The sequence below is a fragment of the Citrobacter sp. MGH103 genome, from assembly GCF_001034475.2.
Lineage (GTDB): Bacteria > Pseudomonadota > Gammaproteobacteria > Enterobacterales > Enterobacteriaceae > Citrobacter > Citrobacter freundii.
On record NZ_CP073043.1, the window covers coordinates 4,647,654 to 4,662,603 of the forward strand.

General features: G+C 51.1%; 8 protein-coding genes, 4 tRNA genes, 3 rRNA genes, 1 pseudogene and 1 riboswitch. Of the genes and pseudogenes, 3 read left to right on the forward strand and 13 right to left on the reverse strand.

Annotated elements, in window-relative coordinates; translation table 11 throughout:
• Positions 1–63: 63 nt before the first annotated feature.
• Both SK33_RS22385 and SK33_RS22390 read right to left on the reverse strand, forming a co-directional pair.
• A tRNA-Tyr gene (locus SK33_RS22385) sits at positions 64–148 on the reverse strand.
• An 8-nt stretch (positions 149–156) separates the two neighbouring features.
• Positions 157–232: transfer RNA gene (locus SK33_RS22390), tRNA-Thr, on the reverse strand.
• Positions 233–251: 19 nt separating this feature from the next.
• Here SK33_RS22390 and SK33_RS26505 point away from each other — a divergent pair.
• Positions 252–332, forward strand: a pseudogene (locus SK33_RS26505) (hypothetical protein); the annotation flags it as partial.
• Positions 333–622: 290 nt separating this feature from the next.
• Entirely contained in the window at positions 623–1,573 is a 951-nt protein-coding gene (gene coaA / locus SK33_RS22395; RefSeq protein WP_003031107.1) for a type I pantothenate kinase, read from the forward strand.
• 31 nt (positions 1,574–1,604) lie between these two features.
• Here coaA and birA read toward each other — a convergent pair whose 3' ends face one another.
• The 9 genes from birA to btuB all read right to left on the reverse strand — a co-directional run bounded on the left by birA (position 1,605) and on the right by btuB (position 12,208).
• Positions 1,605–2,567, reverse strand: a complete 963-nt coding sequence (birA, locus tag SK33_RS22400) for a bifunctional biotin--[acetyl-CoA-carboxylase] ligase/biotin operon repressor BirA (RefSeq protein ID WP_003031105.1) — start codon at positions 2,565–2,567, stop codon at positions 1,605–1,607.
• Positions 2,564–3,592, reverse strand: coding sequence for a UDP-N-acetylmuramate dehydrogenase (murB, locus tag SK33_RS22405; protein ID WP_178317644.1), 1,029 nt, complete (start codon positions 3,590–3,592; stop codon positions 2,564–2,566). Before murB ends, birA begins: the two co-directional genes overlap by 4 nt.
• Positions 3,593–3,988: 396 nt before the next feature.
• Positions 3,989–4,104: ribosomal RNA gene (gene rrf, locus SK33_RS22410) — 5S ribosomal RNA — on the reverse strand.
• Positions 4,105–4,196: 92 nt separating this feature from the next.
• Positions 4,197–7,101 (reverse strand): 23S ribosomal RNA (locus SK33_RS22415).
• 206 nt (positions 7,102–7,307) lie between these two features.
• Positions 7,308–7,383: transfer RNA gene (locus SK33_RS22420), tRNA-Ala, on the reverse strand.
• A gap of 105 nt (positions 7,384–7,488) precedes the next feature.
• Positions 7,489–7,565: transfer RNA gene (locus tag SK33_RS22425), tRNA-Ile, on the reverse strand.
• Positions 7,566–7,636: 71 nt separating this feature from the next.
• A 16S ribosomal RNA gene (locus tag SK33_RS22430) occupies positions 7,637–9,178 on the reverse strand.
• The 16S, 23S and 5S rRNA genes sit together here with 2 tRNA genes alongside, the layout of an rRNA operon.
• 377 nt (positions 9,179–9,555) lie before the next feature.
• The gene (murI, locus tag SK33_RS22435) at positions 9,556–10,407 is read right to left on the reverse strand and encodes a glutamate racemase (RefSeq protein WP_003847829.1); all 852 of its coding nucleotides are present in this window, start codon (positions 10,405–10,407) and stop codon (positions 9,556–9,558) included.
• Complete coding sequence (gene btuB / locus SK33_RS22440) at positions 10,352–12,208, reverse strand: TonB-dependent vitamin B12 receptor BtuB (protein ID WP_003028868.1); 1,857 nt, start codon at positions 12,206–12,208, stop codon at positions 10,352–10,354. Before btuB ends, murI begins: the two co-directional genes overlap by 56 nt.
• Positions 12,209–12,273: 65 nt before the next feature.
• A riboswitch (cobalamin riboswitch) is annotated at positions 12,274–12,460 on the reverse strand.
• 115 nt (positions 12,461–12,575) lie between these two features.
• Between btuB and trmA the strand changes: the two genes are divergently transcribed.
• The gene (gene trmA, locus SK33_RS22445) at positions 12,576–13,676 is read left to right on the forward strand and encodes a tRNA (uridine(54)-C5)-methyltransferase TrmA (RefSeq protein WP_003028866.1); all 1,101 of its coding nucleotides are present in this window, start codon (positions 12,576–12,578) and stop codon (positions 13,674–13,676) included.
• An 82-nt stretch (positions 13,677–13,758) separates the two neighbouring features.
• Here the strand turns inward: trmA and SK33_RS22450 are convergent, their stop codons facing one another.
• Together SK33_RS22450 and fabR are read right to left on the reverse strand one after the other, a co-directional pair.
• Positions 13,759–14,118, reverse strand: a complete 360-nt coding sequence (locus SK33_RS22450; protein WP_048220125.1) for a YijD family membrane protein — start codon at positions 14,116–14,118, stop codon at positions 13,759–13,761.
• Between the two features lie 15 nt (positions 14,119–14,133).
• The gene (fabR, locus tag SK33_RS22455) at positions 14,134–14,769 is read right to left on the reverse strand and encodes an HTH-type transcriptional repressor FabR (protein WP_003028862.1); all 636 of its coding nucleotides are present in this window, start codon (positions 14,767–14,769) and stop codon (positions 14,134–14,136) included.
• Positions 14,770–14,950: the final 181 nt, after the last annotated feature.

Below are 14,950 nucleotides of genomic sequence, written 5' to 3' on the forward strand. Positions count from 1 at the left end.
TCTTTTCTGTTCGAGCTGATTAATTTTTTAATCAACTCAGGCGGCGATAACGCTGCCAGAAAGTGGTGGTGGGGGAAGGATTCGAACCTTCGAAGTCTGTGACGGCAGATTTACAGTCTGCTCCCTTTGGCCGCTCGGGAACCCCACCGGACTTGATGGTGCCGACTACCGGAATCGAACTGGTGACCTACTGATTACAAGTCAGTTGCTCTACCTACTGAGCTAAGTCGGCATCAAGTAGCGCGCATTTTATGGAGACATGCGCACTCATGCAACTAAAAAATTGCATAAAATGTTCTATCGCTCACATTTTGCACTATGCGACCGATAAATAATCTATTTCTTCTTTGGATTGGACAAATTTCCAACGCCAGGTGCCACCTCAGGGAGGAATTTTGCTCCAGCATGCACGCGTCGATAGAGAGAAAGCACATCTTTATACATCTGGAATACCCGTCACATTGCATTTCAGAGGATGATTTTTTCTTATTATTCCCCTTCATCTGGTGTTACCCTCCTGCCCATTGTCCAAATTAACTGAAATGTGCGTGCCATTGCGTACCGGGGATGATTTCGTTTTTTACCGCAGACCTGATATAGCAATGACAGCCAGACCATGCGTATGAGTATAAAAGAGCAAGCGTTAACGTCGCCTTACCTACAGTTTGATCGCAACCAGTGGGCTGCGCTTCGTGATTCCGTGCCGATGACCCTGACCGAGGAAGAGATTGCTCGTCTTAAAGGCATTAACGAAGACTTATCGCTGGAAGAAGTTGCCGAGATTTATTTGCCTCTCTCGCGTTTGCTAAACTTTTACATCAGTTCAAACCTGCGACGTCAGGCAGTGCTGGAGCAATTTTTAGGCACGAATGGCGAGCGTATTCCTTATATTATTAGTATTGCTGGCAGCGTTGCCGTCGGTAAAAGTACGACAGCGCGTGTTTTGCAGGCCTTACTCAGTCGCTGGCCAGAGCATCGTAAGGTTGAATTGATTACTACCGATGGCTTTCTCCACCCTAACCAGGTATTGAAAGATCGTGGACTAATGAAGAAGAAAGGCTTCCCCCAGTCCTATGATATGCATCGCTTGGTTAAATTCGTTTCCGATCTGAAATCAGGCGTACCTAACGTCACGGCGCCGGTCTATTCCCATCTCATCTATGATGTGATCCCTGATGGCGACAAAACCGTTGCCCAGCCCGACATATTAATACTCGAAGGGTTAAATGTATTACAAAGCGGGATGGACTATCCTCACGATCCACATCATGTATTTGTTTCTGACTTTGTCGACTTTTCTATTTATGTTGATGCGCCAGAAGAATTACTCCAGACGTGGTATATCAACCGCTTTCTGAAATTCCGTGAAGGGGCGTTTACCAACCCGGACTCTTATTTCCATAACTATGCAAAATTATCAGAAGATGAGGCTATCAATACTGCCACATCGCTATGGAAAGAAATTAACTGGCTGAATTTAAAGCAAAACATTTTACCAACACGTGAAAGAGCCAGCTTGATTATGACTAAAAGCGCCAATCATGCCGTTGAGCAAGTCAGGCTACGTAAATAAATAAAAAGGGGAGCCTCAGCTCCCCTTCTTATTATTCAGCACTTCTCAGCGATATTTCTCCACCCATCCAGGGTTTGATCTCGCCATTTTGTTCAAGCAATAATGCACCTTGCGCGTCTATTCCACGAGAGATACCAAATATTTCTTTATCACCAATAATAAGTTTTACCGGGCGGTCGATAAAGTTATCCAGTTTCTTCCAGCGAGACAGATACGGTGCTAAACCTTCGTGCTCAAAGAGCACCAACGCAGCGCGCAACTCACGTATCAGTCGGGCAGCAAGGGTATTGCGGTCAATGTTAATGCCCGCTTCCTGCAGGTTAATCCAGCCTTGATTAACCACATTTTCTTCAACCCGGCGCATAGACATATTAATACCCGCGCCAATAACAATTTGCGCGGCATCACCTGTCTTACCTGTCAGTTCAACCAGGATCCCTGCCAGTTTACGGTCGAGTAAATAGAGGTCGTTGGGCCATTTTACACGGACTTTATCCGCACCCAGATCACGCAAAACCTCAGCCATGACGATACCAATAACCAGACTCAGGCCAATCGCGGCGGCCGGTCCTTGTTCCAGCCGCCAGAACATTGAGAGGTAAAGGTTGGCACCAAACGGTGAAAACCATTTCCGACCACGGCGGCCGCGCCCGGCCTGTTGATATTCAGCGACGCAGGCATCCCCTGACTCCAGCTGACCTATTCGGTCCATCAGGTACTGATTGGTTGAATCGATAACCGGCAGGACAGTGATATTTCCACCATCCAATTGAGAATGAATAAGTGAGGCATCTAATAGTTGGATAGGCTCCGGTAAGCTGTATCCTTTACCTGGAACAGTAAAGACATCAACCCCCCAGTCGCGCAACGTCTGGACATGCTTATTGATTGCGGCACGGCTCATTCCCAACGTTTCACCGAGCTGCTCACCGGAATGAAATTCTCCATCGGCCAATAATGAAATAAGCGTCAGAGGGACGGTATTATCCTTCATGCAATGATCTCCACAGCATTCATTTCACCCTGCGGACCAATAAACCGGACCTCTGGTTCGAGCCAGACATTAAATTTCTCACCGACTTTTTGGCGCACATGGTGTGCAAGTTGCACTACATCCTGACTCGTCGCATTATCTGCATTGATCAGCACCAGTGCCTGCTGCTGATGTACCGCCGCGCCACCAATGCGCATACCTTTTAGCTGGCACTGATCGATAAGCCAGCCTGCTGCCAGTTTCACAGAACCATCAGCCTGCGGGTAATGAGGTGCTGTTGGGAATTTAGCCAGGAGCTCCTGCGCAATACTCCCAGTGACAACAGGGTTTTTAAAGAAGCTACCCGCATTACCGTTTACTTTCGGATCGGGTAGTTTTGTCGTGCGCATATGGCAGACAGAATCAAAAACCTGCTGAGGTGTAACTGTTGTAGGATCCAGACGTGTCAAGTCACCGTAAGTCAAAACGGGCTGCCACTGTTTAGGTAAGCGCAGACCAACGGCTACAATTGCGAAACGATCCTGGTATTCATGCTTGAAGATGCTGTCACGGTAACCAAAACGGCATTCTGCTGCGTTAACGCGCAGATGTTTGCCAGTCGAAAGCTCAACGCAGTCTACGTATTCGCAGACGCGCTGCAGCTCTACGCCATAGGCACCAATATTCTGGATTGGCGATGAACCCACGCAGCCGGGAATGAGTGCCAGATTTTCCAGGCCAGGCATGTTGCGCTCCAGCGCATAGCACACCAACTGATGCCAGTTTTCACCCGCGCCTACGTGCAAATGCCACGCATCAGGTTGCTCTGTAATCTCAATACCCTTAATACGATTGACGATCACCGTACCCTGGAAGGTATCAAGAAACAGGACGTTACTCCCTTCGCCCAGAATCAGTACTGGATGATGCGATGCATTGGCTGATTGCCAGGCATTCAGTAATTGTTGTTCATTTTCGGCGCAGACAAGTTCATTCGTTTGCTGATCGATACCGAAGGTGTTCCAGGCTTTAAGGGAGTGATTCATAGACGCTTTCCTGATGCAAAATCGCGCCTAGTTTACCGCATATACTGCAGAATGGCTTGTGTTATGGAGGCTCAGGATATTGCTTTGCACCCGATGGTGCGGTGTCGTGATGTGCCTGATGCGCTGCGCTTATCAGGCCTGCACAATACGTTCAGCCCGGCGGTTTTTACCCCGCACACACACAAAAAAGCCCATCCGTCAGGATGGGCTTCTTCACTTTATTTGATGCCTGCCAGTTTATGGCGGGCGTCCTGCCCGCCACCCTCCGGGCCGTTGCTGCGCAACGTTCAAATCCGCTCCCGGCGGATTTGTCCTCCTCAGGAGAGCGCTCACCGACAGACCACAGATAAAACAAAAGGCCCGGTCTTTCGACCGGGCCTTTCGCTTTTATTTGATGCCTGGCAGTTCCCTACTCTCGCATGGGGAGACCCCACACTACCATCGGCGCTACGGCGTTTCACTTCTGAGTTCGGCATGGGGTCAGGTGGGACCACCGCGCTACAGCCGCCAGGCAAATTCTGTTTATCAGACCGCCTTATGCGTTCTGATGTAATCTGTAATCAAGCTGAATGTCGTCTCTTCGCCAAAACATCTTCGGCGTTGTAAGGTTAAGCCTCACGGTTCATTAGTATCGGTTAGCTCAACGTATCGCTACGCTTACACACCCGACCTATCAACGTCATCGTCTTTAACGTTCCTTCAGGAGACTTTAAGTCTCAGGGAGAACTCATCTCGGGGCAAGTTTCGTGCTTAGATGCTTTCAGCACTTATCTCTTCCGCATTTAGCTACCGGGCAATGCCATTGGCATGACAACCCGAACACCAGTGATGCGTCCACTCCGGTCCTCTCGTACTAGGAGCAGCCCCCCTCAATTCTCCAGCGCCCACGGCAGATAGGGACCGAACTGTCTCACGACGTTCTAAACCCAGCTCGCGTACCACTTTAAATGGCGAACAGCCATACCCTTGGGACCTACTTCAGCCCCAGGATGTGATGAGCCGACATCGAGGTGCCAAACACCGCCGTCGATATGAACTCTTGGGCGGTATCAGCCTGTTATCCCCGGAGTACCTTTTATCCGTTGAGCGATGGCCCTTCCATTCAGAACCACCGGATCACTAAGACCTGCTTTCGCACCTGCTCGAGCCGTCACTCTCGCAGTCAAGCTAGCTTATGCCTTTGCACTAACCTCCTGATGTCCGACCAGGATTAGCTAACCTTCGTGCTCCTCCGTTACTCTTTAGGAGGAGACCGCCCCAGTCAAACTACCCACCAGACACTGTCCGCAACCCGGATTACGGGTCCACGTTAGAACACCAGCCATTAAAGGGTGGTATTTCAAGGATGGCTCCATGCAGACTGGCGTCCACACTTCAAAGCCTCCCACCTATCCTACACATCAAGGACCAGTGTTCAGTGTCAAGCTATAGTAAAGGTTCACGGGGTCTTTCCGTCTTGCCGCGGGTACACTGCATCTTCACAGCGAGTTCAATTTCACTGAGTCTCGGGTGGAGACAGCCTGGCCATCATTACGCCATTCGTGCAGGTCGGAACTTACCCGACAAGGAATTTCGCTACCTTAGGACCGTTATAGTTACGGCCGCCGTTTACCGGGGCTTCGATCAAGAGCTTCTCCTTACGGATAACCCCATCAATTAACCTTCCGGCACCGGGCAGGCGTCACACCGTATACGTCCACTTTCGTGTTTGCACAGTGCTGTGTTTTTAATAAACAGTTGCAGCCAGCTGGTATCTTCGACTGATTTCAGCTCCATGAGTAAACACTTCACCTACATATCAGCGTGCCTTCTCCCGAAGTTACGGCACCATTTTGCCTAGTTCCTTCACCCGAGTTCTCTCAAGCGCCTTGGTATTCTCTACCTGACCACCTGTGTCGGTTTGGGGTACGATTTCGTGTTACCTGATGCTTAGAGGCTTTTCCTGGAAGCAGGGCATTTGTTACTTCAGCACCGTAGTGCCTCGTCATCACACCTCAGCGTTAAAAGGTACCGGATTTACCTGGAACCTCCGCCTACATGCTTAAACCGGGACAACCGTCGCCCGGCTAACATAGCCTTCTCCGTCCCCCCTTCGCAGTAACACCAAGTACAGGAATATTAACCTGTTTCCCATCGACTACGCCTTTCGGCCTCGCCTTAGGGGTCGACTCACCCTGCCCCGATTAACGTTGGACAGGAACCCTTGGTCTTCCGGCGTGCGGGTTTTTCACCCGCATTATCGTTACTTATGTCAGCATTCGCACTTCTGATACCTCCAGCATACCTCACAGTACACCTTCAACGGCTTACAGAACGCTCCCCTACCCAACAACACATAGTGTCGCTGCCGCAGCTTCGGTGCATGGTTTAGCCCCGTTACATCTTCCGCGCAGGCCGACTCGACCAGTGAGCTATTACGCTTTCTTTAAATGATGGCTGCTTCTAAGCCAACATCCTGGCTGTCTGTGCCTTCCCACATCGTTTCCCACTTAACCATGACTTTGGGACCTTAGCTGGCGGTCTGGGTTGTTTCCCTCTTCACGACGGACGTTAGCACCCGCCGTGTGTCTCCCGTGATAACATTCTTCGGTATTCGCAGTTTGCATCGGGTTGGTAAGTCGGGATGACCCCCTAGCCGAAACAGTGCTCTACCCCCGAAGATGAATTCACGAGGCGCTACCTAAATAGCTTTCGGGGAGAACCAGCTATCTCCCGGTTTGATTGGCCTTTCACCCCCAGCCACAAGTCATCCGCTAATTTTTCAACATTAGTCGGTTCGGTCCTCCAGTTAGTGTTACCCAACCTTCAACCTGCCCATGGCTAGATCACCGGGTTTCGGGTCTATACCCTGCAACTTAACGCCCAGTTAAGACTCGGTTTCCCTTCGGCTCCCCTATACGGTTAACCTTGCTACAGAATATAAGTCGCTGACCCATTATACAAAAGGTACGCAGTCACCCCATAAAGAGGCTCCCACTGCTTGTACGTACACGGTTTCAGGTTCTTTTTCACTCCCCTCGCCGGGGTTCTTTTCGCCTTTCCCTCACGGTACTGGTTCACTATCGGTCAGTCAGGAGTATTTAGCCTTGGAGGATGGTCCCCCCATATTCAGACAGGATACCACGTGTCCCGCCCTACTCTTCGAGTTCACAACCTGTGCATTTTGGTGTACGGGACTATCACCCTGTACCGTCGGACTTTCCAGACCGTTCCACTAACACACAAGCTGATTCAGACTCTGGGCTGCTCCCCGTTCGCTCGCCGCTACTGGGGGAATCTCGGTTGATTTCTTTTCCTCGGGGTACTTAGATGTTTCAGTTCCCCCGGTTCGCTTCATTACGCTATGTATTCACGTAATGATAGTGTGACGAATCACACTGGGTTTCCCCATTCGGAAATCGCCGGTTATAACGGTTCATATCACCTTACCGACGCTTATCGCAGATTAGCACGTCCTTCATCGCCTCTGACTGCCAGGGCATCCACCGTGTACGCTTAGTCGCTTAACCTCACAACCCGAAGATGTTTCGTAAAACATCATCGTGTTGCGAAAATTTGAGAGACTCGAACACACCGCTTTTCATTTCTTATTACGGAGAAATGAAACAGTGTGTCGTTTCAATTTTCAGCTTGATCCAGATTTTTAAAGAGCAAAACTTCGCAGTGAACCTTTTCAGGTACACTCTGAAGTTTTCTTGTGTTTTTGCAGTAAAGATGGTGGAGCTATGCGGGATCGAACCGCAGACCTCCTGCGTGCAAGGCAGGCGCTCTCCCAGCTGAGCTATAGCCCCATCGTAGTTATCTCATTCACCTTAATTCCTGCTGAGACAAGGCGTGGAGCGGCGAAGCATACTGAAGTATGCGAGTCGTTTCACAACGCGGTATCAGAAAGAATTTGGTAGGCCTGAGTGGACTTGAACCACCGACCTCACCCTTATCAGGGGTGCGCTCTAACCACCTGAGCTACAAGCCTGCAGAGATTTTCTTACTGCTAATTTTCATCAGACAATCTGTGTGAGCACTTCAAAGAACGCTTCTTTAAGGTAAGGAGGTGATCCAACCGCAGGTTCCCCTACGGTTACCTTGTTACGACTTCACCCCAGTCATGAATCACAAAGTGGTAAGCGCCCTCCCGAAGGTTAAGCTACCTACTTCTTTTGCAACCCACTCCCATGGTGTGACGGGCGGTGTGTACAAGGCCCGGGAACGTATTCACCGTGGCATTCTGATCCACGATTACTAGCGATTCCGACTTCATGGAGTCGAGTTGCAGACTCCAATCCGGACTACGACATACTTTATGAGGTCCGCTTGCTCTCGCGAGGTCGCTTCTCTTTGTATATGCCATTGTAGCACGTGTGTAGCCCTACTCGTAAGGGCCATGATGACTTGACGTCATCCCCACCTTCCTCCAGTTTATCACTGGCAGTCTCCTTTGAGTTCCCGGCCGAACCGCTGGCAACAAAGGATAAGGGTTGCGCTCGTTGCGGGACTTAACCCAACATTTCACAACACGAGCTGACGACAGCCATGCAGCACCTGTCTCAGAGTTCCCGAAGGCACCAAAGCATCTCTGCTAAGTTCTCTGGATGTCAAGAGTAGGTAAGGTTCTTCGCGTTGCATCGAATTAAACCACATGCTCCACCGCTTGTGCGGGCCCCCGTCAATTCATTTGAGTTTTAACCTTGCGGCCGTACTCCCCAGGCGGTCGACTTAACGCGTTAGCTCCGGAAGCCACGCCTCAAGGGCACAACCTCCAAGTCGACATCGTTTACGGCGTGGACTACCAGGGTATCTAATCCTGTTTGCTCCCCACGCTTTCGCACCTGAGCGTCAGTCTTTGTCCAGGGGGCCGCCTTCGCCACCGGTATTCCTCCAGATCTCTACGCATTTCACCGCTACACCTGGAATTCTACCCCCCTCTACAAGACTCTAGCCTGCCAGTTTCGGATGCAGTTCCCAGGTTGAGCCCGGGGATTTCACATCCGACTTGACAGACCGCCTGCGTGCGCTTTACGCCCAGTAATTCCGATTAACGCTTGCACCCTCCGTATTACCGCGGCTGCTGGCACGGAGTTAGCCGGTGCTTCTTCTGCGAGTAACGTCAATCGCTGCGGTTATTAACCACAACGCCTTCCTCCTCGCTGAAAGTACTTTACAACCCGAAGGCCTTCTTCATACACGCGGCATGGCTGCATCAGGCTTGCGCCCATTGTGCAATATTCCCCACTGCTGCCTCCCGTAGGAGTCTGGACCGTGTCTCAGTTCCAGTGTGGCTGGTCATCCTCTCAGACCAGCTAGGGATCGTCGCCTAGGTGAGCCGTTACCCCACCTACTAGCTAATCCCATCTGGGCACATCCGATGGCAAGAGGCCCGAAGGTCCCCCTCTTTGGTCTTGCGACGTTATGCGGTATTAGCTACCGTTTCCAGTAGTTATCCCCCTCCATCGGGCAGTTTCCCAGACATTACTCACCCGTCCGCCACTCGTCACCCAAGGAGCAAGCTCCTCTGTGCTACCGTTCGACTTGCATGTGTTAGGCCTGCCGCCAGCGTTCAATCTGAGCCATGATCAAACTCTTCAATTTAAGTTTGATGCTCGTGAATTAAACTTCGTAATGAATTACGTATGTTCACTCAGAGACTTGGTATTCATTTTTCGTCTTGCGACGTTAAGAATCCGTATCTTCGAGTGCCCACACAGATTGTCTGATAAATTGTTAAAGAGCAGTTGCGACGCGCTTTAGCGCTCTGTCGCGAGGTCCCGTATATTACGTTTTCCTCATTCAGAGTCAAGCATTTATTTTTGCTTTTCTCTACGAGATTCTCAGTGGAACCCCGCTGACCCGGCGGCTTGTAATCCGTTATTCCGTGTCAGTGGAGGCGCATTATAGGGAGTTATTTCGGGCTGACAAGGGGAAATTTAAAATAATCTTCCGAGTGCGTATTTTTTCATCAAAACAACTTAAACTGACAGTTTTTCGAGCGTTTTAAAGCCATAGCGCTGTAGCACGGGCAATAGTTGTTCGGCTTCTGTCGTCATTGCCATACAAAATGCAACGTTCTCATCTGTTGATTTCGCATCTGGCGCTTCATGTTCTAATAACCAGGCCGTGCGGCGCGCAATCGCGGCACCAGAATCCACCAGCCGCGTCCCCTCGGGCAGGACCTGTAAAAGCTCTTCCTGTAATAGAGGGAAATGAGTGCACCCGAGCACTACCGTGTCGGGTGGTTCCGACATCCGCAGCCACGGACGCAGAATACGCCGCAGCTCTTCCAGAGAAACTGTTTCACCGTGCAGCTTCGCTTCCGCCAGTTCCACCAGCTCGGCGGAACCCAACATTGCAATTTGGCATTCGTTAGCAAACCGCGCAATCAGCTCATGGGTATACGAGCGCTTCACCGTTGCACGCGTAGCCAGCAGCCCCACTACGCCATTCGCCGTGAGTCGCGCCGCCGGTTTAATCGCAGGCACCACGCCCACAACCGGGAAGGCAAACTTCTCACGTAACGCAGGAAGCGACACCGTGCTTGCTGTATTACATGCGATGACCGCAAGAGAAAGGGGATAGCGCTGCTGGACAGCAGTCACAATCTCAACAACACGCTCGACGATAAACTCCTCGCTCTTCTCTCCATAAGGAAAGGCGACGTTGTCGAAAGCGTAGATATAGTGGAGATCCGGCAGAAGACGCCGGATCTCGTCATAGACCGACAACCCACCGACGCCGGAATCAAACACCAGCACGGTGGGACGGGGATCAGAAGGTGTAGCTGCCAGACAAGGTGTATTCCCGTCCTGCAGTTGCGTAGCCATAAACTGTCTCGTAATCTTTATCGAACAGGTTGGCGATTTTACCACGAACTGTCAGCTGTGAGGTGATTGGATATGATAATCCGATATCCCATAAGCTGACGCCGCCCAATTTAACATCACGATTATTGTCGTAATCATTATCGTAACGTTCACCTATATATTGATACGCAACGTTCCAGCCCAGATCCTGGACCTGTCCGGTTAACTCATACTTAACCTGCTGTTTTGCACGGCGATAGAGCACCTTGTTTGTGTCATCATCGCGCGGATCAACGTATTGTAGCGTTAGATGATGTTCTACAGGGCCAGTCGTAATGTTTCCGGTCCATTCCAGCCCCTTAATCGTGGCTGATTTAACGTTGACGTACTGGTTATTCTTGTAGTCGATCAGGTTTTGAATTTCATAGTGGTATGCGGAAAGACGCCAATCAAGCGGCCCTGTCAATCCATCAATTCCTGCTTCCCACTGTTTGGATTCTTCCGGTTTCAGGTTCGGGTTGGCGGCAATACCCGGCCCATAGGATGAGGCAAAGCGCGTCGCCCCGTACTGCTGACCCAGCGAGGGTGCCAGGAAACCAGTACCGTAAGAGAGCGTTGCGCGATAACCATCAACAAACTCCCAGCCGGCTGCGGTCTGCCAGGTGCCATGCCAGCCGAATTGTTCGTCATGATCTTCACGCCCCGAAGCTTCCAGCGTGACGCTGTCAATTTGTTGCTGTCCGGTCAGATAAAGCCCGGTCGTATCACGTTTATAGCTGTCGGATAACGTCGTGCTACTGGAGGTCAGTTTTTCCTGTTTCCAGTCAACACCGCCGTTGATCGCCCCATGTCCAACCTCAATGCTATTCCCCCACTGGATATAACGCTGTTCCATATCATCCAGCGTGGCATCTCCTGCGTAGCGGCCAAGCTCGTTACTGTAGTTGTAATCCTTCAGGCGCTGGTAGTTAGCAATTAACTGAGAAGAGTAAATGCCAGAGTTGTACCGTAAACCCGTATCCCAGGACTGGTTGTAATTCTGGGCTTCGTCATTACCGCCCGGATAACCCCACGCCCCTTGGTCATAATCGCTATTCGCGGTGTAGCCGTAGCCACGGAAAAAACCGGAGAAATTATTGTCGAACTTATGCTGTACCGCGCCCCAGAACAACTTGTTACGGTAACCATCCCGGTCGCTGTCACCGCTGTAGGGTGAATCGGGCTGAATGTTAAAGCCTTTCGTCGTCTGATATGCGCCGGCAGCGGTCACCACCGTGTCGCCGAAACGCTTGTTGATAGCGCCATCGTAAGTCTGATAACCGTTACTACCCATGCCTGCGTTGATCTGCGATTTCTCTTCATCACTCATCGTAATGATGTTAACCACACCACCGATCGCACCAGATCCATACACCGCTGAACGCGGTCCGCGAATGTATTCAACCCGCTGCACCAGCGATACCGGAATCTGGCCAATATCAACACCATTGGAAATGCCTGGCCGTGCCATTGGAACACCGTCAATCAGTACCAGCACATGACGCGCTTCAGTCCCACGCACATATAGAGAAGAGCTGCTCCCCATCCCACCGGTCTGTGAGATATCTACCCCCGGCAATCGACGCATGACATCATTCAGATCTTTTGACTGCCAGCGCTGAATATCTTCACGCGTGACCACATCGGTGGGGGCAAGAACAGTATTAACAGGCTGCTGAAAACGGTTGGCAGTGACGACGAGAGTATCCGGGCGAGTGTCCTGTGCCCAACCAGAAAATGCCGTGACGGACAGCGCCGTGCACAGCAATGATTTTTTGATCATTGTAAAGCATCCACAATTTAAGAAGGATGCCGCAGGTCCCACCGATAGTACGCGATGATGAAAACCAGATGCGACGTTAGCCGGCAGGTCTTCGGGCTTGGAGGCGACTTAAAGAGACGATGACTTCCCGCGGCAATCCGCAGTGTCTGCACCAGGTGCGCTCATCTCTTACCTTCCTTACCGCTGCGCGTCAGCTCCAGATTTACACTGGATTCCCTTTTAACTCACAGGACCGGAAAACGGATGCTACAGTATGTTACAACCTGGTGTCCAGACCGCGTATCACATTATCGGAAATCATCAATGACTGGACATCTGTTGAGCAATCCCTACAATCCCCGCGTACTTTTATTTTTCAGGACGCATCATGACCCCCGAACACCTTCCGACAGAACAGTACGACGCCCAGTTAGCTGAGAAAGTAGTGCGTCTGCAGAGCTTAATGACGCCATTTTATGCACAGGCTCCGGAAGTGTTTCGCTCACCGGTCAGCCATTACCGTATGCGCGCCGAATTCCGCCTGTGGCATGACGGTGATGACCTGTACCACATCATGTTCGACAGCCAGACCAAAAACCGTATTCGCGTCGACAGCTTCCCGGCAGCCAGCGAGCTCATCAACACGTTGATGACGGCAATGATCGACGGCGTTCGCAACAACCACGTCCTGCGCCACAAACTGTTTCAGATTGATTACCTCACAACCCTGAGCGATCAGGCGGTGGTTTCGATGCTGTACCATAAAAAGCTGGATGATGAATGGCGTAAGGAAGCCGAAGCGCTGCGAGATGCGCTGCGGGCGCAAAACCTGAACGTGCATTTGATTGGTCGGGCTACCAAAACCAAAATTGAGCTGGACCAGGACTACATTGACGAACGCTTGCCGGTTGCAGGTAAAGAGATTATCTACCGCCAGGTTGAGAACAGCTTCACCCAGCCGAACGCCGCCATGAATATTCAGATGTTGGAGTGGGCGATTGATGTCACCAGGGGCTCAAAAGGCGACCTGCTGGAGCTGTATTGCGGCAATGGCAATTTCTCGTTAGCCCTGGCGCAAAACTTCAACCGCGTACTGGCCACTGAAATCGCCAAACCGTCCGTGGCTGCTGCACAGTACAACATCGCGGCTAACCATATTGATAACGTACAAATTATCCGCATGGCGGCCGAAGAGTTTACACAGGCGATGAACGGCGTTCGCGAGTTCAACCGTTTGCAGGGAATCGATCTGAAGAGTTACCAGTGTGAAACTATCTTCGTTGACCCACCGCGCAGCGGTCTGGACAGCGAAACGGAGAAAATGGTGCAGGCGTATCCGCGCATTCTGTACATCTCCTGCAATCCGGAGACGCTGTGTAAGAACCTGGAAACGTTAAGCCAGACGCACAATGTTTCACGTCTGGCGCTATTCGATCAGTTCCCGTATACGCACCATATGGAGTGCGGAGTACTGTTAACGAAGAAGTAAGACTGAACGGAGGCCGGATAAGCACTACCGGTTCAGATTGCCGGATAGCGGCTTTGCCTTATCCGGCCTACAGCGACAACTATTACTCCACAATTTCCTGTTTACGGTTACTCACTTTAAAGCCGATCCAGAACACCAGAATCACCGACAGCACCGCCGGGAAGAAGTTAGAGCCAATATCCGGATATTCAGCGCGTACCACGGTGCTGTACAGCAGAACACCGAGAATAAAACAGGCGGCGGCCAGGCCCGGCAATCCCACAGGCATGGTGCGGTTCTGATAGCGTTGATGCAAACAATAAACCGTCAGCACCAGCGAAATAATCGGGAATACGGAGAATGGCACAATGGAGCTAAACAGCGCCGCAAATGTACCATTGATCGATAAGCCAGCAACCAGCGCCAGCAGCAGCGTACCTTTATCTTGACCTGACTGTTTCATTGCTTGTCCTTCTCGTTACTCGGAGTGGTGCGTCATCTTCTCTTGTTCACGGCGGTACCAATAAAATGCGCCTTTCGCGATCATGCGCAGTTGCAATACCAGCCGCTCTTCTAGCTGTCGACGCTGTTCAGCGCCAACATCCAGTGCTTCTGCCCCGGCGCTGAAAACAATGGTTACCATGGCTTCGGCTTGCGCTTCAGTAAACGCACGAGGCATATGGTTTTCGAGTTCCAGATAGTCCGCAAGTTCCGCAATGAAGTGCTGAATTTCACGTGCGACCGCTGCACGAAACGCTGCGGATGTCCCCGAACGCTCGCGCAATAATAAACGGAAGGCGTTGGGATTGTTGCCGATGAACTCCATAAATGTTGAGACCGAGGTGCGGATCACACTCCCGCCCTTCGCGATACGCTGGCGCGCCTGGCGCATCAATTGACGCAGCATCAGACCGCTTTCGTCCACCATCGTCAGGCCGAGTTCATCCACATCGCGGAAATGGCGATAAAACGAGGTTGGCGCAATGCCCGCTTCACGAGCAACTTCGCGTAAACTGAGGCTGGCAAAACTACGCTCAGCGCTCAGTTGACTAAATGCGGCTTCTACCAGCGAACGCCGGGTTTTTTCTTTTTGTTGCGCTCTAACGCCCATCACGATGTCTGAATCCTTCCACATACCTTGCTGGCACTATACCAGAGATTAGGCGGTTGGCATGGCTTTGTGAATGATTGTTTACGCGCAGTTTGTGCTTCGACTTCGCAAAAAAGCACAACGATAATTGGGTTATCCTGACAACGATGTTACTATTCTGTTGCTTTTATGTATAAGAACAGGT

What these genes read in the sequence shown, in the direction of transcription:
- coaA (WP_003031107.1), top strand. Translation starts at nt 623, where the DNA reads ATGAGTATAAAAGAGCAAGCGTTAACGTCGCCTTACCTACAGTTTGAT.
- birA (WP_003031105.1), bottom strand. Translation starts at nt 2,567, where the DNA reads ATGAAGGATAATACCGTCCCTCTGACGCTTATTTCATTATTGGCCGAT.
- murB (WP_178317644.1), bottom strand. Translation starts at nt 3,592, where the DNA reads ATGAATCACTCCCTTAAAGCCTGGAACACCTTCGGTATCGATCAGCAA.
- murI (WP_003847829.1), bottom strand. Translation starts at nt 10,407, where the DNA reads ATGGCTACGCAACTGCAGGACGGGAATACACCTTGTCTGGCAGCTACA.
- btuB (WP_003028868.1), bottom strand. Translation starts at nt 12,208, where the DNA reads ATGATCAAAAAATCATTGCTGTGCACGGCGCTGTCCGTCACGGCATTT.
- trmA (WP_003028866.1), top strand. Translation starts at nt 12,576, where the DNA reads ATGACCCCCGAACACCTTCCGACAGAACAGTACGACGCCCAGTTAGCT.
- SK33_RS22450 (WP_048220125.1), bottom strand. Translation starts at nt 14,118, where the DNA reads ATGAAACAGTCAGGTCAAGATAAAGGTACGCTGCTGCTGGCGCTGGTT.